Source organism: Kineosphaera limosa NBRC 100340 (assembly GCF_000298215.1).
Taxonomy (GTDB): domain Bacteria; phylum Actinomycetota; class Actinomycetes; order Actinomycetales; family Dermatophilaceae; genus Kineosphaera; species Kineosphaera limosa.
Map to the genome: position 1 here is coordinate 46,464 of NZ_BAHD01000024.1, position 18,453 is coordinate 64,916.

14 protein-coding genes are annotated in these 18,453 nt (G+C 70.2%); 9 read left to right on the forward strand and 5 right to left on the reverse strand.

Features of this window, described 5'->3' with window-relative positions; translation table 11 throughout:
- Window positions 1-50: 50 nt before the first annotated feature.
- Entirely contained in the window at window positions 51-2,762 is a 2,712-nt protein-coding gene (gene aceE, locus KILIM_RS08065) for a pyruvate dehydrogenase (acetyl-transferring), homodimeric type (protein ID WP_006592165.1), read from the forward strand.
- 78 nt (window positions 2,763-2,840) lie between these two features.
- Here the strand turns inward: aceE and KILIM_RS08070 are convergent, their stop codons facing one another.
- From KILIM_RS08070 to KILIM_RS08080, 3 genes are all read right to left on the reverse strand, one after another.
- The gene (locus tag KILIM_RS08070) at window positions 2,841-3,665 is read right to left on the reverse strand and encodes a bifunctional allantoicase/(S)-ureidoglycine aminohydrolase (RefSeq protein WP_006592166.1); all 825 of its coding nucleotides are present in this window, start codon (window positions 3,663-3,665) and stop codon (window positions 2,841-2,843) included.
- A 9-nt stretch (window positions 3,666-3,674) separates the two neighbouring features.
- On the reverse strand, window positions 3,675-4,970 hold the full coding sequence (locus KILIM_RS08075; protein WP_006592167.1) for a DUF6986 family protein: 1,296 nt from the start codon (window positions 4,968-4,970) through the stop codon (window positions 3,675-3,677).
- A gap of 154 nt (window positions 4,971-5,124) precedes the next feature.
- Window positions 5,125-5,922: an IclR family transcriptional regulator gene (locus tag KILIM_RS08080; RefSeq protein WP_006592168.1), complete on the reverse strand. Its 798-nt coding sequence runs from the start codon at window positions 5,920-5,922 to the stop codon at window positions 5,125-5,127.
- A gap of 229 nt (window positions 5,923-6,151) precedes the next feature.
- Between KILIM_RS08080 and KILIM_RS08085 the strand changes: the two genes are divergently transcribed.
- From KILIM_RS08085 to KILIM_RS08120, 8 genes are all read left to right on the forward strand, one after another.
- A complete protein-coding gene (locus tag KILIM_RS08085; RefSeq protein WP_006592169.1) occupies window positions 6,152-6,958 on the forward strand; it encodes a hydroxypyruvate isomerase family protein in 807 nt (268 codons plus the stop codon).
- A 45-nt stretch (window positions 6,959-7,003) separates the two neighbouring features.
- Window positions 7,004-7,900 (forward strand): 2-hydroxy-3-oxopropionate reductase, encoded by an 897-nt coding sequence (locus KILIM_RS08090; protein ID WP_006592170.1) that lies wholly within the window; start codon window positions 7,004-7,006, stop codon window positions 7,898-7,900.
- A 10-nt stretch (window positions 7,901-7,910) separates the two neighbouring features.
- Window positions 7,911-9,689 carry a glyoxylate carboligase gene (gene gcl, locus KILIM_RS08095; protein ID WP_006592171.1) on the forward strand — a complete coding sequence of 593 codons (1,779 nt, stop codon included), beginning with the start codon at window positions 7,911-7,913 and terminating at the stop codon, window positions 9,687-9,689.
- 143 nt (window positions 9,690-9,832) lie between these two features.
- The gene (gene allB / locus KILIM_RS08100; protein ID WP_006592172.1) at window positions 9,833-11,284 is read left to right on the forward strand and encodes an allantoinase AllB; all 1,452 of its coding nucleotides are present in this window, start codon (window positions 9,833-9,835) and stop codon (window positions 11,282-11,284) included.
- 91 nt (window positions 11,285-11,375) lie between these two features.
- Window positions 11,376-11,765, forward strand: coding sequence for a hypothetical protein (locus KILIM_RS08105; protein WP_006592173.1), 390 nt, complete (start codon window positions 11,376-11,378; stop codon window positions 11,763-11,765).
- A gap of 218 nt (window positions 11,766-11,983) precedes the next feature.
- Window positions 11,984-12,676: a uracil-DNA glycosylase gene (locus KILIM_RS08110; RefSeq protein WP_040562654.1), complete on the forward strand. Its 693-nt coding sequence runs from the start codon at window positions 11,984-11,986 to the stop codon at window positions 12,674-12,676.
- Window positions 12,673-13,476 carry an SGNH/GDSL hydrolase family protein gene (locus KILIM_RS08115; RefSeq protein WP_006592175.1) on the forward strand — a complete coding sequence of 268 codons (804 nt, stop codon included), beginning with the start codon at window positions 12,673-12,675 and terminating at the stop codon, window positions 13,474-13,476. The genes KILIM_RS08110 and KILIM_RS08115 overlap by 4 nt, the downstream gene beginning before the upstream one ends.
- Window positions 13,477-13,560: 84 nt before the next feature.
- A complete protein-coding gene (locus KILIM_RS08120; RefSeq protein ID WP_040562657.1) occupies window positions 13,561-14,973 on the forward strand; it encodes a DUF3422 family protein in 1,413 nt (470 codons plus the stop codon).
- A 28-nt stretch (window positions 14,974-15,001) separates the two neighbouring features.
- Here KILIM_RS08120 and KILIM_RS08125 read toward each other — a convergent pair whose 3' ends face one another.
- Together KILIM_RS08125 and KILIM_RS25350 are read right to left on the reverse strand one after the other, a co-directional pair.
- Entirely contained in the window at window positions 15,002-16,054 is a 1,053-nt protein-coding gene (locus KILIM_RS08125; protein WP_051988701.1) for a threonine aldolase family protein, read from the reverse strand.
- A 114-nt stretch (window positions 16,055-16,168) separates the two neighbouring features.
- Window positions 16,169-18,307, reverse strand: a complete 2,139-nt coding sequence (locus tag KILIM_RS25350) for a DUF6421 family protein (RefSeq protein ID WP_006592178.1) — start codon at window positions 18,305-18,307, stop codon at window positions 16,169-16,171.
- Window positions 18,308-18,453: the final 146 nt, after the last annotated feature.

The following is an 18,453-nucleotide window of genomic DNA, read 5'->3' on the forward strand; positions in this document are numbered from 1 at the left end:
AGCCAACCTGACGTTTCCGACCACCCGCCGACCACAGGAGGACACCCGGTATGGAAAACCCTGAGAAGAACCCGCTGTACGGCCCGGACGTGGACCCCGAAGAGACTGCCGAGTGGATCGAGTCGTTCGAGGGTCTGGTCTCCGAGCGCGGCGCCGAGCGCGCCCGCGAGATGCTCGCCTCCCTCGGTGCCCGCGCGGCTGCTCTTGGTGTCGCTCCGGAGCCGAAGCTAACGAGCGATTACGTCAACACGATCCCCATCTCCCAGGAGCCGGAGTACCCCGGCGACGAGGAGGCCGAGCGCCAGTACAGCCGCTGGATCCGCTGGAACGCGGCGATGATCGTGCAGCGCGCGCAGCGGGCGCACCTCTCCGTCGGCGGCCACATCTCCACGTACGCCGGCGCGTCGGCCCTCTACGAGGTGGGCCAGAACCACTTCTTCCGCGGGCAGGACCACCCCGGTGGCGGCGACCAGGTGTTCTTGCAGGGCCACGCCTCCCCCGGCATGTACGCCCGCGCCTTCATGGAGGGTCGCCTGAGCCAGGAGCAGCTCGACGGCTTCCGTCAGGACCGCTCGGCCGCCCCCAACGGCATCCCCTCGTATCCGCACCCACGGCTCATGCCGGAGTTCTGGCAGTTCCCGACGGTGTCGATGGGCCTGGGCCCGATGAACGCCGTCTACCAGGCGCAGTTCAACCGCTATCTGCACAACCGCGGCATCAAGGACACCAGCGACCAGCACGTGTGGGCCTTCCTCGGTGACGGCGAGATGGACGAGCCGGAGAGCCGCGGCTTCCTGCAGCTGGCCGCCAACGAGCGCCTCGACAACCTCACGTTCGTCATCAACTGCAACCTGCAGCGCCTCGACGGCCCGGTGCGCGGTAACGGCAAGATCGTGCAGGAGCTCGAGGGTCTCTTCCGCGGGGCCGGCTGGAACGTCGTCAAGGTCCTCTGGGGCCGCGAGTGGGACGAGCTGATCGAGAACGACGTGGACGGCTCGCTGGTCAAGATCATGAACGAGATCCCCGACGGCGACTTCCAGACCTACAAGGGCGAGTCGGGCAAGTACGTGCGCGAGGAGTTCTTCGGCCGCTCGGCCGGCGCGCTCAAGCTCGTCGAGGACTGGAGCGACGAGAAGATCTGGTCGCTGCGCCGCGGCGGTCACGACTACCACAAGATGTACGCGGCGTACGCGGCGGCGACCGCGCACCAGGGCCAGCCGACCGTCGTGCTCGCGCACACCGTCAAGGGCTACGGCCTGGGCAGCAACTTCGAGGCGCGCAACGCCACGCACCAGATGAAGAAGCTGACCAACGCCGACCTGAAGCTGTTCCGCGACTTCCTCGACGTGCCGCTGAGCGACAAGGAGCTCGAGGACACCTACAACGTGCCCTACTACCACCCGGGGGCCGACAACGACGCGATCAAGTACATGATGCAGCGCCGCAAGGAGCTCGGTGGCGGCGTGCCGCAGCGCCGCACGAAGACGCGCTCGCTGACCGTGCCGCCGGAGAAGACCTACGACGGGCCGCGCAAGGGCTCGGGCAAGCAGCAGGCGGCCACCACGATGGCGTTCGTGCGATTGGTGCGCGACCTCATGCGCGACAAGGAGTTCGGCAAGCGCATCGTGCCGATCATTCCCGACGAAGCGCGTACCTTCGGCATGGACAGCTTCTTCCCGACCGCCAAGATCTACAACCCGCGGGGGCAGACCTACAAGGCGGTCGACCGCGCCCAGCTGCTGGCCTACAAGGAGTCGGAGTCGGGGCAGCTGCTGCACACAGGTATCAACGAGGCGGGCTCGACGGCGGCGTTCACAGCGGTCGGCACCTCGTACTCCACGCACGGCGAGCCGATGGTGCCGATCTACATCTTCTACTCGATGTTCGGCTTCCAGCGCACCGGCGACTCGTTCTGGGCGGCGATGGACCAGATGGCCCGCGGGTTCGTCATCGGCGCCACCGCCGGGCGCACCACGCTGACCGGCGAGGGCCTGCAGCACGCCGACGGCCACTCACCGCTGCTGGCCTCCACCAACCCGGCCATCAAGAGCTACGACCCGGCGTACGGGTACGAGATCGCGCACATCGTGCGGGCCGGCATGGAAGAGATGTACGGCCCGCAGGCCAAGAACGTCATGTACTACATCACGGTGTACAACGAGCCGATCCTGCAGCCCAAGGAGCCCGAGGGCATCGACGTCGACGGCATCGTCAAGGGGATGTACCGGCTCGCCGAGGGCTCCGGCGACGGCCCCAAGGTGCAGCTGCTCGCCTCCGGCGTGGCCGTGCCGTGGATCATCGACGCGCAGCAGATCCTCGAGCAGGACTGGGGCGTGTCGGCCGACATCTGGTCGGTCACCTCGTGGAACGAGCTGCGCCGCGACGCTCTGGCCGCCGAGAAGCACGCCTTCCTGCACCCGGAGGAGGAGGCGCGCGTGCCGTACGTGACGGCCACTCTCGGTGCCACGCAGGGGCCGGTCGTCGCCACGAGTGACTACGTCTCGGACCTGCCGGACCTCATCCGCCAGTACGTCGACAAGCCGTTCGCATCGTTGGGCGCCGACGACCACGGGTTCTCCGACACTCGGGCCGCGGCTCGCCGGTACTTCCACATCGACAGCCACAGCGTCGTCGTGCGCGCGCTGCAGCTGCTGGCCCAGGAGGGCAAGGTCGACGCCGACGTGCCCCGCCAGGCCGCGGACAAGTACGAGCTGCTCAACGTCAAGGCCGGCAAGTCTGGCAACGCCGGCGGCGACGCCTGAGGCACCCGGCAAACCCCGCCAAAGCTGCGGCCCCGACTCCCACCGGAGTCGGGGCCGCGGCCATTTCGGCAGGCCTGGTCAGCGGAACGGCGGACGTAGGCCGGGGTGCCGGTTGACGTCCTTGTACAGCAGGTACCGGAACGGTTCGGGGCCGCCGGCGTAGCAGGCCTGCGGGCAGTAGGCGCGCAGCCACATGTAGTCGCCGGCCTGCACCTCGACCCAATCGGTATTCAGCAGATAGACGGCCTTGCCCTGCAGCACGTACAGCCCGTGCTCCATGACGTGCGTCTCGGGGAACGTGATGGCGCCGCCGGGCTGGAACGTCACGATGTTGACGTGCATGTCGTGCCGCAGGTCGGCGGGGTCGACGAAGCGGGTCGTGGCCCACACACCGCCGGTGTCGGGCATCGGCGTCGGCTCGACCGCGGCGTCACTGGTCACAAAGGACTCTGGGCGGTCGATGCCCTCGACCTCCTCGTAGCTCTTACGCACCCAATGGAATGTCGCGGTGGCGTCGGAGTCGTTGCGCAGCTCCCAGTCGGACCCGGGCGTCAGAAAGGCGTAGCCGCCCGCCTCCAGGGCGTGCTGCTGACCCTCGAGCGTCAGCGTCAGCGCCCCGTCGACGACGAAGAGCACCGCCTCGGCGCTGCGATCGGTCTCCGGTCGGTCGCTGCCGCCGCCCGGCGACACCTCGACGATGTACTGGCTGAACGTCTCGGCGAAGCCCGTCAGCGGGCGAGCGATGATCCACAGCCGGGTCTCCCGCCAGTGCGGCAGGTAGCTCGTCGTGATGTCGCTCATCGTGCGGGCCGGCAGCACGGCATAGGCCTGCGTGAACGTCGCGCGGTCGGTCGTCAGGTCGGTTTGCGGGGGCAGGCCGCCGCGAGGGGTGTAGTAGGGCATGGCCGGGCCTCATTCGGTTGCTGTCAGGACGTTCTCGGTATCGGACTTGGGTCGGGCCAGCAGCTCGAGGCGGGCGGCGTCGAGCCCGGTGCCCGCGCGCAGTTCCGCCTCGTCGATGGCCCCGCAGGAATAGCCACGGTAGAGGTAGCGGGCCAGGGCGCGCGCGGTGGCGGGCTCGTCCATGACGGCGCCGGCGGTCTTGTGCAGGTAGGCGTGCAGGCGCCCGGTCGCTCGGGCCATGCCCTCGCGGTAGAACGCGTAGTTGGCGATATAGCGGGTCGGCAGGTGGCCGGGGTGCATGTCCCAGCCCTGGTAGATGGCGCCCGTCAGCGAGCGGGTGACGAGCCGATGGTGCAACCGCCAGGCGGCGGCGGTCTGCTCGCGCCCGCCGATCGGCAGCACGTTGGTCGAACCGTCGGACAGGTGCACCCCGGTGCCGGCGACGGCCAGCTGCATGAGCGCTTTGGCCTGGTCGGCCACCGGGTGCTCCATCGACTGGTACTCGGCGCTGACGCCCAGGGAGGCGGAGTAGTCGTAGGTGCCGTAGTGCAGGGAAGTGACCCGCCCGGCTCCGGCGTGCAGAGCCGCGACGACGGGGATGGTGCCGTCGGCGCCGAGGATGAGCTGCGGTGTCTCGACCTGGATTTCGAAACCGATGCGCCCCGGGCTCAGCCGCAGCGCCGACTCCAGGGCGGCGCAGGCGGTGACCATCGCCTCGACCTGGCTGACCGTGCTGACCTTGGGGAGAGTGAGGACGAGTCCGTCGGGCACGTCGCCTCCGTCGGCGACGGCGGAGAGAAAGCGGTCGAGGGTGCGTAGCCCGCGGCGGCGGGTGGGAGCCTCGAAGCACTTGAACCGGATGCCGTAGAACGGCGTGGCGCGGCCGTCGCCGATGGCGGTCTTGAGCTGGTCGGTGGCGCGGGCCAGGTCGGCGTCTTCGGCGTCGTCGCCGCGGTTGCCGTAGCCGTCTTCGAGGTCGATCCGCAGGTCTTCGATCGGCTCGCTCTGCAGTTTCGCGACGACGCGAGGGGCGACCTGCTCCGTGAGCTCGTCGCTCAGGCCGACCTCGCGACACAGCGCGTCGATGCCGCCGAACTCCTCGACGGCCGCGATCGCTTCCTGGCCCCAACGGGCCGGCAGGTCGGCGTCGAAGCGATCGGCGGGCACGTAGACGGTGTGCACAGGCTGGCGGCGGCCGGTCTCGCCGGGATAGGTGCGCTCGAGGAAGGCGTCGGTCGATGCCAGCTGCGCGTCGATCTCGTCGAGCACGGTCTGACTCAGGCTCTGGGGCGGGCTGGACGACATCGGTGACCTTCCGTCAGGAGCAAACATTTTTCCGCTAGATGGACTTTAGTATCCACCAAGCGATACCTTCAATCCATGGTCGTGGATATATCCCCGACCGCCGCCGGCATCCAACGGTGACACCAGCACCGGCGCCGACACGCCGACGACCCCGTCAGTTGCGGGCCAGCTCCCGCCCGAGCACCTCCGCGGCATCGCGCAGCACCGGCAGTGCGCGCGCCGCGAAGCGCAGGTCGACGCGGGCGAGCGGCCCGGACACGCTCAGCGCGATGGGGACCGGGGCGCCCGGCACGGTCAGCGCGTAGCAGCGCACACCGAGCTCCTGCTCCTCATCGTCGACGGCGTAGCCCTGCTCGCGGATCGTCGCCAGGTCGGCGAGCAGCTCCTCGGGCGTGGCATGACTCTTGGGGGTGCGCTGGGGCGCCAGGCCCGTGCGGCTGATAATCCGAGCCACCTCAGCGTCGCCCATCGTGCTGAGCAAGGCCTTGCCGACGCCCGTGTTGTGCAGCGGCACGCGGCGACCCACCTCCGTGAACATGCGCATGGCGTGCGGCGAGGGGCGTTGCGCGACATAGACGGCGCCGTCGCCGTCGAGCATCGCGAGGTTGGCGGTCTCGCCGAGCTCGTCGACGAGTCGCTTGAGCTGGGGCCCCGCGAGGGTGCCGAGCTGCTTGCCGGCTTGCTCCCCCAGGCGGATGAGGCGCGCGCCGAGGGCGTAGTGGCGCGACGGCAGCTGCCGCGCGTAGCCCAGGGCGACGAGCGTGCGCAGCAGCCGGTGGATCGTCGGCAACGGCAGTTGCGATGACGCCGCGAGGTCGCTGAGCGAGATCTCACCGCCGGCGTCCGCGATGATTTCCATCAGGTCGAAAACGCGCTCCACAGACTGGACACCGCCACCCCGAGCCGCGGCGGGGGCCTCCGAGACAGCAGCGGCATCGTCGTTCACTGGCATGGCCCCAGCATATTTCCTTCAGCTACCGCTGTGAGCAGCATCATCGGGTCGCGTAGCGCAGAGTCGAGTCGAGCCGCGGCGACCCCAACCGGTCAGGCCGGTCCGACTCAGTCGCCCACGCTGAAGGGCGCAGGGTTGACAAGCAGTATCCGGCGCTTCTAGCGTTTCCACATAACAGTATTTATTTTCCATATTATGGAATCTGCAGAACCTACCCGAGGAGGGCCTCGTGGCCAGCTACACCGTCAACTGCTCGATCCTGCTGGACTCCGTGCCGTTGCTCCAGCGCCCGGCCGCCGCCGCACAGGCGGGCTTCACGGGAGTGGAGTTCTGGTGGCCCTTCGCCACCGCGGTCCCCTCCGATGCGCAGGTCGACGAGTTCGTCCGATCGATCGAGGACGCCGGCGTGCAGCTGACCGGGCTCAACTTCTTCGCCGGCGACATGCCGGCCGGCGACCGCGGCCTCGTTTCGTGGCAGAGCCGTGCCAGCGAGTTCACCGACAACATCGACGTCGTCGTCGGTATCGGCGAGCGCCTCCGCTGCCGCGCCTTCAACGCCCTCTACGGGCTGCGCAACGACGAATGCTCGCCCCAGGAGGCCGACGAGTTGGGCGTCGAGAACCTCGCCGCCGCCGGCCGGGCCGTGCAGCGCATCGGCGGCATCGTGCTCCTCGAGCCCGTCTCCGGCGCCGAGCAGTACCCGCTGAAGACGGCCGCCGAGACGTTCGCGATCATCGACCGCGTTCGAGGCGCCGGCGTCGACAACGTGCGCTTCCTCGCGGACTTCTACCACCTGGCGGTCAATGGAGACGACGTCGCCGCCGTCGTCGCCGACCACGCGGCGGACTTCGGCCACATCCAGATCGCCGACGCCCCCGGTCGCGGCGAACCCGGCACCGGCGACCTGCCGCTGGCCCAGTGGATCGCCGACTCCCGCACCGGCGGCTACGACGGCTGGATCGGCCTGGAGTACAAGACCGCCGCCGCCGACCCCTTCGCCTGGCTGCCGCGCGACCAGCGCGACCAGCCCGCCTGACCAGGCCCTCCCCCTCCCGACCTCCCGCCTGACCAAGGAGCAAACGTGACTGAAAACAAGCAGACCGTCGCCGTCATCGGCCTGGGCATCATGGGCGGCCCGATGGCCGCCAACCTCGCGACGGCCGGTTACGACGTAGTCGGCTACAACCGCAGCCCGGAGAAGGTCCAGGCCCTGGTCGAGAAGGGCGGCCGCGGAGCCGGCAGTGTCGCCGAGGCCGTCCGCGACGCCGACGTCATCATCACGATGGTCCCCGACTCCCCCGACGTCGAGGAGGTCGCACTCGGCGACGACGGCATCGCCGCCAACGCCAAGGCCGGTGCCATCTGGATCGACGCGAGCACCATCCGACCCGACGTCGCCGTGGCCGTCGCGAAGGCCGCCTCCGAGAAGGGCCTGCGCTGCCTCGACGCCCCGGTCTCCGGCGGCGAGCAGGGCGCAATCGACGCCGCGCTGTCGATCATGGTCGGTGGCGACAAGGGCGTCTTCGACGAGGCCAAGCCCGTACTCGAGGCGGTCGGCAAGACCATCGTCTACGTCGGCCCGAGCGGGTCGGGCCAGACGGTCAAGGCCGCCAACCAGCTCATCGTCGCCGGCACGATCGAACTCGTCGCCGAGGCGCTCGTCTTCCTCCAGGCCTACGGCGTCGACACCGAGGCGGCGATCGAGGTGCTGGCCGGGGGGCTGGCGGGCAACCGCATCCTCGACCGCAAGGCCGCCTCGATGACCGCCGGTGAGTTCAACCCCGGCTTCCGCATCGACCTGCACCACAAGGACATGGGCATCATCATCGCCGCCGCCCGCGAGGCCGGCGTCGCGATCCCCCTCGGCGCGCACACCGCCCAGCTGATGGCCTACGCCCGCCAACTCGGCTACGGCCACCTCGACCACTCCGCCCTCATGTTGCTGGTGCAGCAGCTCTCGGGCCGCGAACAGAAGTAGGAGCACGACCATGCCCAAGATGAGAGCCGTCGACGCCGCCGTGCTCATCATGGAGAAGGAGGGCGCGACCCAGGTCTTCGGACTGCCGGGCGCCGCCATCAACCCCCTCTACTCCGCCATGCGGTCCCACGGCGGGATCAAGCACGTGCTGGCCCGCCACGTCGAGGCCGCCTCCCACATGGCCGAGGGGTACACCCGCGCGGCGCCGGGCAACATCGGTGTCTGCACGGGCACCTCCGGGCCCGCCGGCACCGACATGATCACCGGTCTCTACTCGGCCTCGGCCGACTCGATCCCGATTCTGTGCATCACCGGGCAGGCGCCGATCGCCAAGCTCGACAAAGAGGACTTTCAGGCCGTCGACATCGCCGCCATCGCCGGTCCCGTCAGCAAGTGGGCCGTGACGGTCAAGGAGGGCGCGCAGGTGCCCGGTACGTTCCAGCGGGCCTTCTGGCTGATGCGCGAGGGCCGCCGCGGCCCGGTGCTCATCGACCTGCCGCTGGACGTGCAACTCACCGAGATCGACTTCGACATCGACACCTACGAGCCGCTGCCCGTGGCCAAGCCCGCGATGACACCGGCGCAGGCCAACAAGGTGCTCGACCTGCTCACCGCGAGCCAGCGCCCGGTGCTCGTCGCCGGCGGCGGGATCATCAACGCCGACGCGGCCGACAAGCTCGTGGAGCTGGCCGAGCTGCTGCAGATCCCGGTCATCCCCACCCTCATGGGCTGGGGGATCATCCCCGACAACCACCCGCTGCACGCCGGCATGGTGGGTCTGCAGACCTCCCACCGCTACGGCAACGCGACGATGCTCGAGGCCGACTTCGTGCTCGGCATCGGCAACCGCTGGGCCAACCGGCACACCGGCGCGCTCGACGTGTACACCAAGGGCCGCACGTTCGTGCACGTCGACATCGAGCCGACGCAGATCGGGCGAGTGTTCGCCCCCGACTACGGCGTGGTCTCCGACGCGGGGTTGGCGCTGGACGCGTTGCTGGCCCAGGCGCGCGAGCGTGCGCAGCGCCAGGAGGTGCCCGACTACGGCGTGTGGGTCAAGGACGTCGCGCAGCGCAAGGCGACCCTGCAGCGCAAGACGCACTTCGACGACATCCCGATCAAGCCGCAGCGCGTGTACGAGGAGATGAACCGCGCGTTCGACGCCGACACCGTGTACGTCTCGACGATCGGGTTGAGCCAGATTGCCGGCGCGCAACTGCTGCACGTCTTCCGGCCGCGGCACTGGATTAACTGCGGCCAGGCCGGCCCGCTCGGCTGGACGATGCCGGCGGCGCTCGGGGTGGCCACCGCGCGGCCCGACGCCCAGGTCGTCGCCCTCTCCGGCGACTACGACTTCCAGTTCCTCATCGAGGAGCTCGCGGTCGGTGCGCAGTTCAACATCCCGTACGTGCACGTGCTGGTCAACAACTCCTACCTGGGGTTGATCCGGCAGTCGCAGCGCGGGTTCGAGATGGACTATCACGTGCAACTCGGCTTCGACAACATCAACTCCCCGGAGACGGCGGGCTACGGCGTCGACCACGTCAAGGTCGTCGAGGGGCTGGGGTGCCGGGCGATCCGCGTGACCGACCCGGCCGACCTCGGGGCCGCGCTGGAGGAGGCGAAGGTGCTGGCCGCGCAGCACCGGGTGCCGGTCGTCGTGGAGATCATCCTGGAGAAGGTCACGAACATCTCGATGGGCGGCGTCGGCATCGACACCGTGATGGAGTTCGAGGCGCTCGCCGAGTCCGGTCTCGACGCGCCGACCGCCATCTCCGTCATGGAGTGACGCGCCCTCGGCTCCTCGATATATCTGCGCCCGTCGGGGGCGGTGCGGGTCTCTTGCCGCACCGCCACCCGAAGGGCGCAGCTAGCGTTTCTTCACGCAAACCAGCGACACGACCCGACGAGACCGATCGGAGGGATCCTGGGATGACGCAGGACCCACGCCTTTCCCCCCTCAACTCCCCCGGCCGCGTCCGGGAGCAGATCGCGGAGTACGTGGCGCAGCACGGGCGCCCGGAGCCGGCTGCCGATTCGCCCGCGCGGGCCGATGACGGGCTCGACCTGGTGGTGCGGGGTGCGCAGGTCTTGACGCCGGCGGGTGTCGGCGCGTTCGAGGTCGGGGTGCGCGACGGCCGGATCGTCGCGGTGGAGCCGCTGGGCGCGGGGCTGGTCGGTGACACCGTCCGCGAGCTGGCCGACGACGAGGTGTTGCTGCCCGGGCTGGTCGACGCGCACGTGCACGTCAACGAGCCGGGCCGCACGCAGTGGGAGGGTTTCGCGACGGCGACCCGGGCGGCCGCGGCCGGCGGGGTGACGACGATCCTCGACATGCCGCTGAACTCCATCCCCTCGACGGTCAACGCGCAGGCGCTGGAGTTCAAGCAGCTGGTCGCGGCGCCGCAGGCGTTCGTGGATGTCGGCTTCTGGGGCGGCGCCGTGCCGGGCAACCGCACAGATTTGCGTGAACTGCACGAGGCTGGGGTGTTCGGGTTCAAGTGCTTCCTGCTGCACTCGGGCGTCGATGAGTTTCCGCCGCTGGACGCCGACGAGCTGGAGGACTACCTGACCGGGCTCGCCGAGGTCGGCGGCATGATGATCGTGCACGCCGAAGATAACCTGTCCATCGACCGAGCCCCGCAGGCCGGGGGCGCGGCGTACTCGCGGTTCTTGGCCTCGCGGCCCCGGGGTGCGGAGAACCTGGCGATCGCGACGGTCATCGAGCGGGCCCGCTGGACCGGCGCGAAGGTGCACATTCTGCACCTGAGCAGCTCGGACGCCTTGCCGATGATCCGATCGGCGAAGGCCGACGGCATCGATCTGTCGGTCGAGACGTGCCCGCACTACCTGACTCTGGCCGCCGAGGGCATCCCCGACGGGGCGACCGCGTACAAGTGCTGCCCCCCGATCCGCGAGGGCCACAACAGCGACGCGCTGTGGGAGGGGCTGCTCGACGGCACGATCGACTACATCGCCTCCGACCACTCCCCCTCCACGCTGGACCTCAAGGAGTTGGAGTCCGGCGACTTCGGCGCCGCGTGGGGCGGCATCGCGTCGGTGCAGCTGACCCTGCCGGTCATCTGGACCGCCGCCCGCGAGCGCGGCATCGACCTCGCGCGGGTGGCCCACTGGATGGCGGCCGCCCCCGCGCAGCGCGTCGGCCTGAGTGACAAGGGCAGCATCGAGGTGGGCCGCGATGGCGACCTGGCCGTGTTCGCGCCGGAGGAGTCGTTCACCGTCAAGGTCGCCGAGCTGCACCACCGAAACCCCCTGTCGCCCTACGACGGCAAGCAGCTGTTCGGCCGGGTCCGCAGCACCTACCTGCGCGGCACCGAAGTCGACTTCGAGACCCCCGCCGGCCGGCTGCTGCGCCGCGCCTGACCACCGGCGAACCCCATTTCGCCGTGACCTAGGCGAAGGCACCGCCGTTGGCCCCACTATGGGAGCAGTTCCCCACAGGAAGGGCGGGCTCATGAACGACACCCCGAACGGCAAACGGCGGCTTTCGTCGCTGGTAGCGGGGGCATTGGCCGCGGCGGGCGGGGCGCTGGCCTGGGCCGCGTGGCTGAGCTGGCCGACCGCCGGCACGGACTACCACCCGGCGCAGGTTCTCGCCTGCGCGGGGACCTGCGCCGCCGTTGCCGTCGGGCTCGCCCTGCGCTCCACCCACGGGGCGCTGCTCACCGTTCCGCTGGGCGGCACCATCGGGGTGGCCGTGCCGTGGGCCTGGCGAGCCGCCACCTCCGACGAGACGGGCCTGTGGCTCGTCGGCCTGCTCTTCCTGGTCGTCGGTGTTGGCCTGGGCCTGGCGCTGGTTGTCGGCATCACGGTCGGCATCGCCGACCGCCGGCGCGGGCGCTAGCCCCTCTGCCCTGGGCCCGAGCGAGAGGTCTGCGCCGACGTAGCGACTTCTTGACGTACTGGGGCGACTTCCGGCGCAGGGCGCAAGTCCCTGACCTGCGGTTATGAAAATCGGCCACATCGCGAGTACGTCGAGAATCCGCTACGTCCCCGGCGCCCCGGGGCTGCGCCCCACGGGCTCGCTGATCCGCAGGGCGGCGGTTGGGTAACGTCGCGGGCGTGTCGACATCTGCCAAGCCGCTGCGCGAGCTCGTCCATCCGACATGGGCGGACGCGTTGGAGCCGGTGGCCGACGAGGTGACCAGGCTGGGGGCGTTTCTGCGGGAGGAGCTCGCGGCCGGGCGCGGGTACCTGCCGGGTGGTCAGCACGTGCTGCGGGCGTTCGAGCGGCCGCTGCCCGACGTGCGGGTGCTCATCGTCGGGCAGGACCCGTATCCGACGCCGGGGCACGCGGTCGGGCTGTCGTTCTCCGTGGCGCCCGACGTACGGCCCATCCCCCGCAGCCTGGTGAACATCTACCAGGAGCTGATGAACGACCTCGACGTCGCTGCACCGAGCAACGGGGATCTGTCGCCGTGGGCCGATCAGGGGGTCATGCTGCTCAACCGGGTGCTCACCGTGCGGCCCGGCGCTCCGGCCAGTCACCGCAAGAAAGGGTGGGAGGCCGTGACCCAGCGCGCCATCGAGGCGCTCGCGCAGGCCGGCACCGACGGGCAGCCGCTCGTCGCGATCCTGTGGGGTCGCGATGCCCGCGACCTGGCTCCGCTGCTCGCGGACGTGCCGCGGATCGAGAGCGCGCATCCCTCGCCGCTGTCGGCGCGCTCCGGCTTCTTCGGGTCGCGGCCCTTCAGCCGCGCCAACGAGTTGCTCGCCCGTCAGGGCGCCAACCCCGTCGACTGGAGGCTGCCGTGATCACCACCCGCGACTGGGGCAGTTACGTCGCCATCGGCGACTCCTTCTCCGAAGGCATGTCCGATCCCGACCCTGCGCGGCCGGGCACCTACATCGGGTGGGCCGACCGGCTGGCGGGCGCGCTGGCGGTCGACGCCGCCGAACACGGCCGGGAGTTCAGCTACGCGAACCTGGCCATCCGGGGCCGCAAGCTCGCCGATATCACCGACCGCCAGCTCCCGCTGGCGCTCGAGCTACGGCCCGACCTGGTGAGCATCGTGGGCGGCGGCAACGACATCCTGCGCCCGCGGGCCGACATCGAGGCGCTCGCCGCCCGGCTGGAGCAGGCCGTCGCGGCCATCCGCGCGACCGGCGCCGACGTGCTGCTGGCGACTCCGACCGATCCGCGCGAGGCACCGCTGCTCAAGCACATCCGCGGCCGCAATGCGATCTTCACCGCGCACATCTGGGCCATCGCGCGCCGCCACCGCTGCGGGGTCGTCGACCTGTGGGGCAACGACGCGCTGCGCGACTGGCGCATGTGGGGCCCGGACCGCATCCACCTGTCGACGGCCGGTCACGAGCGGGTCGCCGCGTCCGCGCTGGCCGCTCTAGGGCACGGCGAACCCGACGGCGCCTGGGGCGTGCCGATGCCGGGCAAACCCTCCCCCAACCGCTCCGAGCAGCGCCGATCCGACCGCGAGTGGGCCCGCGCCTACCTCGGCCCCTGGGTGCGGCGTCGCCTCACCGGCCGGTCGAGCGGCGACGGCCGAGACGCCAAACGCCCCACGCTCGCTCCGATCGGCACCTTGCAGCCCTGACGCCCGGCGTCGCGGACAACAGCGCCCAGCGCGGCATTCGAGCGGATGCGCGCCGGACCGCCCGGGCTCCCTAACCTCGTAGGTGTGAACGCGAACCTGGATCACCCCAAGCGGCAATGGCTGCTGGAGGAGTTGCACGCCCGCACCGCCCCGCGCGTGCAGGCGCCCGTGCGCGTCATTCACCTCGCGCTGAAGCAGCCCGCCAACGCCGCCGGTCGCGACCGAAACGCCGACCTGCGTCAATTGATCGCCCTTCAGGGTTCGCCGGACCGAAATCCCGCCCCCGTGGCCGCGGTGTCGACCGAGGACTCCACCCCGTTGCAGGCGACCCCCGACCCGGAGTTGAGCTCGGACCCCGGCCCCACGTCGGGCCTCTCAGCCATCCCGGCGGCACAACGGCGGCAGGCCGTGTTCGACCGAGGCGGCTACACGATCACTTGGCACAACCACACCGAGTACGCCGGCTACACGGCCGTCCAGACGCAGGCGGAGAGCCCACCGTTCACGGCCGACCCCGATGACGTCTTTCCACCGGAGTGGGAGAGCGCCGATGCCGCGGACCGGATCGCCGCCGTGGTCGTCGAGGTACGCGCGATGCCGGCCGACCGCGAAGCCTGCATCGCCGGGCTCCCGCAACTGCTCGACTCGCGCAGCATCTGCGTGATGCCGGTGCTCGACGGAGAGGGCATCCTCGCCGGTGACTTCCGCGAGGACACGCACGGCTTCACCCGGTTCATCCTCTATGTCACCCCCACCGAGAGCCCCGGCCGCGTCGGGCGCACCATCCAGCACGTTCTCGACCTGGAGACCTATCGCTCGCTGGCCATGATCGGCCTGATTCGCAGCCAGGAGCTCAGCGCGCGGCTCAATCGCCTCGACCCGCGGCTCTTGGAGTTGGTCGATGACCTGGACAACAGCAACCGCCCGGCGGAGGAGGTGTTGCACGAATTGCTCACCGTGACCGCCGAGCTCGAGTCCCTGGCGACGGCGTCGGACTTCCGTTTCGGGGCGACGGCCGCCTACAACGCCATCGTGGAGGACCGGCTGGCCGCCCTGGGTGACGACCGCTTTCACGCGCGCCTGGACTTTCGGGAGTTCCTGTCGCGCCGGTACCGACCCGCGATCCGCACGGTGGCCTCGACCGAGCGGCGGCTCGGGCGGCTGCTCGAACGCTCCGGCCGCGCCGCCGAGCTGCTGCGCACGAAGGTCGACGTCAGCCGCCGCGCCCAGAACCAGGCGCTGCTGACCGGCATGGACGCCCGCGCCGAGACCCAGCTGCGGCTGCAGCACACCGTCGAGGGCCTGTCCGTCGTCGCCATCAGCTACTACGCGCTCGGCCTGCTGGGCTACCTGTTCGCTCCGCTGACCGAGGCGCTGGGCATCGAGAAGATCTGGCTCATGGCTGCCGCGACCCCGCTGGTCGTGCTCATCGCCTGGCTGGGGATGCGGTGGATTCGGATCCGTATTCACCGGTCCGTCGGGCGTCGGCACGAGTGACCGCCGGTCCTGTGGCGGCAAGCGAGGGTCAGGTGCGGGCCAGCTCCTCGCGGAGGGCGGCGGCGAAGGCGTGGATGTCCTCGAGCGTGGTGTCGAAGGAGCACATCCAGCGCACCTCGCCGGTCGCCTCGTCCCAGATGTGGAACGGGTAGCGGGCCTGCAGGCGCGGCGTGACGTCCGGCGGGATGATCGCGAACACCGCATTGGCCTGCGGCTCGCGGGTCAGCTGCACGCCGTCGATCGTCCGGACCGCGTCGGCCAGCGCCGCCGCCATGAGGTTGGCGTGCGCTGCGTTCGTGCGCCACAAGTCGTCGTCGAACAACGCCAACAGCTGCGCCGACGTGAACCGCATCTTGCTCGCCAACTGTCCATCCAGCTTGCGCACGAACAGCGGCCGGCTCACCGCCTCCGGATTCAGCACCAGTACCATCTCCGCGCCCAGGCAGCCGTTCTTCGTGCCGCCGAACGACACCACGTCGACCCCGACATCCGTCGTGATCGCCCGCAACGGCACCCCGAGCGCCACCGCCGCATTCGCCAAGCGCGCACCATCCAGGTGCACCCGCAGGCCCTTGTCATGCGCATGCGACACAAGAGCGGCCAGCTCGTCGACCGTGTACACCGAGCCCAACTCCGTGCTCTGTGTCACCGACAGCACGCTCGCCTGCGCATGGTGCTCATCGCCGTAACCCCAGGCCACGGTGTCCACGAGCTCCGGCGTCAGCTTGCCGTCCGGCGTGTCCACCGGCAGGAGCTTGATGCCCGCCAGCTTCTCCGGCGCCCCGCACTCGTCGATGTTGATGTGCGCACTGCGCGCACACACCACCGCATCCCACCGTTGTACCAACAGGTCGAGACAAACGACGTTCGCGCCGGTGCCATTGAACACGGGGTACGCCTGCGCCCGCTCACCGAAATGGAAGCGCACCGCCTCCTGCAACGCCGTCGTGTAGGCGTCGGCACCGTACGCCGTCTGATGCCCGCCGTTGGCGACGATCAGCGCCTCCAGCACCTGCGGGTGCACCCCCGCCGCGTTGTCGCTGAGAAACCCGCGAAAGTCCGGATCGTGCCTGCGCACCATCCACGTCGGGCTCGCGGCGTGCGGCACCCCGGTCGAGCGAATCTGGGTCAGGTCGGACACAGGAGAACTCCGTTTCTCATCGACGAGTGGGGACGGCTCACACCGGCACGGCCATCACACTGGCACGGCAGCGAGCGCCTCCGCCCGCGGCGCCCCGGTGATCCCGCGCGTCCCGGCGATGACCGGGGCAAGCTTGGTGCGCAGCGCCTCGAAGAACACGTTGAGCGGAAACTCGTCCGGCTGCACCAGGTCGACCAGGCCCTTCGGCGGGCCCTCCAGCGGCAGCGCATCCGGACCCTTGGCCCACACCGACCGCGGATGCGGCGCGACATAGCTGGTGACGAACTCGTACGCCGCGATCCAGTGGCCCACCTTCGAGCGGTCGATGCCGTCGCGGTACAGCGTCTCCACCTCGTCGCACAACGCCACCACGACCTCCGGCACCCGCCGCCAGTCGAACGTCAGCCGGTTGTCGGTCCACCGCAGCGCGTCGTGCTTGTGCAGGTACGCGAACAGCAACTGCCCGCCGAGCCCGTCGTAGTTGCGCACCCGGTCGCCAGTGATCGTGAAGCGGAAGATGCGGTCGAACACGATGCCCTGCTGCACCCCGCGCGCGAACGGCTGCCCGCGCGTCTCCAGCACCACGGCCTGCCGGAACGTGTTGAGGTCGCAGCGCAGCTCCTCGAGGGCGTACATCCAGAACGGCATCCGCTGCTTGATCATGAACGGGTCGAACGGCAGGTCACCGTGGCTGTGCGTGCGGTCGTGGATGAGGTCCCACATCGCGAAGACCGACTGCGCCAACTGCTGGCTACCCACCAGCCGCTCGGCGTCCGGCGGCAGATCCAGCTTCAGCAGCCGCGCGGCCGCGTCGGTGACGGCCCGGAAGCGCGCCGCCTCCCGATCGGAGAAGATCGCGCCCCACGTGAACTGCGGCACCTCTCGCACGGCGACGGTCTCGGGGAAGAGCACCGCCGAGTTGGTGTCGTAGCCGGAGGTGAAGTCGATGAAGTTGATCGACAGGAACGCCGGATTGTCGAAGTCCGCTTCGACGTCGGCCAGCCAGTCGGGCCACAGCACCGAACAGAGCACCGCCTCGACGTTGCGATTCGGGTTGCCGTTCTGGGTGTACATCGGGAAGACGACGAGGTGCACCAGCCCGTCGCGGCGGTGCCGCTCGGGGCGGAACGCGACGAGGCTGTCGAGAAAGTCCGGCACCCCGAAGCCGGCGTCGACCCAGCGCCGGAAGTCGACCTGCACCGCCGCCAGATACTCGGCGTCGTGCGCGAACTCCGGTGCCAGCGCGGCGATCCCGGCGACGATCCGCTCGACGAGGGCGCGGGCGGCGTCGTGCTGGGCGGCGTCGGGGATCGAGCCGTCCTTGACCTGCAGCGGCCGCAGCTCCTCGACGGCAGCCTTGAGGTCGAGCCACCGCGGGTCGGCGGCGAAGTCGGCGCCCGGCACCGGCGCTTCCTGCCCGCCGCCGGCGCCGGCGGCCCAGGTCACGGCGTTGACCCAGAGGGCGCGGTGGTCCAGCTCGTCGATCGAGTCGTCGCCGAAGAGGTCGGAGTCGGTGAACACGACGACCCGCCCGGAGTCGACGTTCGCGGCCACGGCGAGCGGCGCGGCGGGCGGGTAGGCGGCCGGGCTGGTGCGACCGAGCACCCGCACGTCGGCGGCGCCATCGACCTCCAGTGCCCCGGCGCGGTAGAAGCATGCCTGTGCGACCCCGGCGAGCAGACCCTGCCCGGGCTCGGCGTCGGCGGAGAAGTCGGCGAGCACCCACGCGGAGACGCGGTTGTGCCGGCTCGTGCCGTCGTGGCAGGTCAGCGAGGCGACACGCAGCCCGAAGCGTTCCAGCAGCTCGTTGAGGTTCGTGCCGTACTTGTCCTGATCGCACTCGGCGAGCACGACGAGCCCACCGCCGCCGCGCACGAACGCCTCCACGGCATCCAGCTCGGCGGGCCCGAACACCGGTGACCCGGAGCCGGAGGCCCGCTCGGCCTCCGCGGCCGCCGGGTGCGCAATGACCAGCACGTCCCCGTCGAAGGAGCCGGCGTCGAACTCGCCCGCCGTGTGGGCGACGACCTCGAATCCGCGCGTTCGCAGCGCCGCCGCGGCAGCACTGTAGGAGGCGTCCGCCGGCTGCGCGGGGTTGATGCGCGCGGCGACCTCCTCATCCAACGACCACGCGTTGCTGTGCGATTCGTCGAACAGCACGCGGGGGAAAATGCGGACCGGCTCGGTAAGCACGAAGGACCTCCTCAAGGGGTGTGAGTGGGGGTTACCCTCCACGCTAGCCGGGCCCACCAAATCCTGGGGCCAGCGCCACGAAAGCGCCCGTCTTCGGGGCGCGTGCCGCTTACCACCTGAGTTACGGTGAGCCCCAACGACGGTTC

Excerpts from the sequence above, each read along its gene's own strand:
- allB (WP_006592172.1), top strand. The coding sequence starts at position 9,833 with ATGACGCAGGACCCACGCCTTTCCCCCCTCAACTCCCCCGGCCGCGTC.
- gcl (WP_006592171.1), top strand. The coding sequence starts at position 7,911 with ATGCCCAAGATGAGAGCCGTCGACGCCGCCGTGCTCATCATGGAGAAG.
- KILIM_RS08125 (WP_051988701.1), bottom strand. The coding sequence starts at position 16,054 with ATGGTGCGCAGGCACGATCCGGACTTTCGCGGGTTTCTCAGCGACAAC.
- KILIM_RS08105 (WP_006592173.1), top strand. The coding sequence starts at position 11,376 with ATGAACGACACCCCGAACGGCAAACGGCGGCTTTCGTCGCTGGTAGCG.
- KILIM_RS08070 (WP_006592166.1), bottom strand. The coding sequence starts at position 3,665 with ATGCCCTACTACACCCCTCGCGGCGGCCTGCCCCCGCAAACCGACCTG.
- KILIM_RS08080 (WP_006592168.1), bottom strand. The coding sequence starts at position 5,922 with ATGCCAGTGAACGACGATGCCGCTGCTGTCTCGGAGGCCCCCGCCGCG.
- aceE (WP_006592165.1), top strand. The coding sequence starts at position 51 with ATGGAAAACCCTGAGAAGAACCCGCTGTACGGCCCGGACGTGGACCCC.
- KILIM_RS08075 (WP_006592167.1), bottom strand. The coding sequence starts at position 4,970 with ATGTCGTCCAGCCCGCCCCAGAGCCTGAGTCAGACCGTGCTCGACGAG.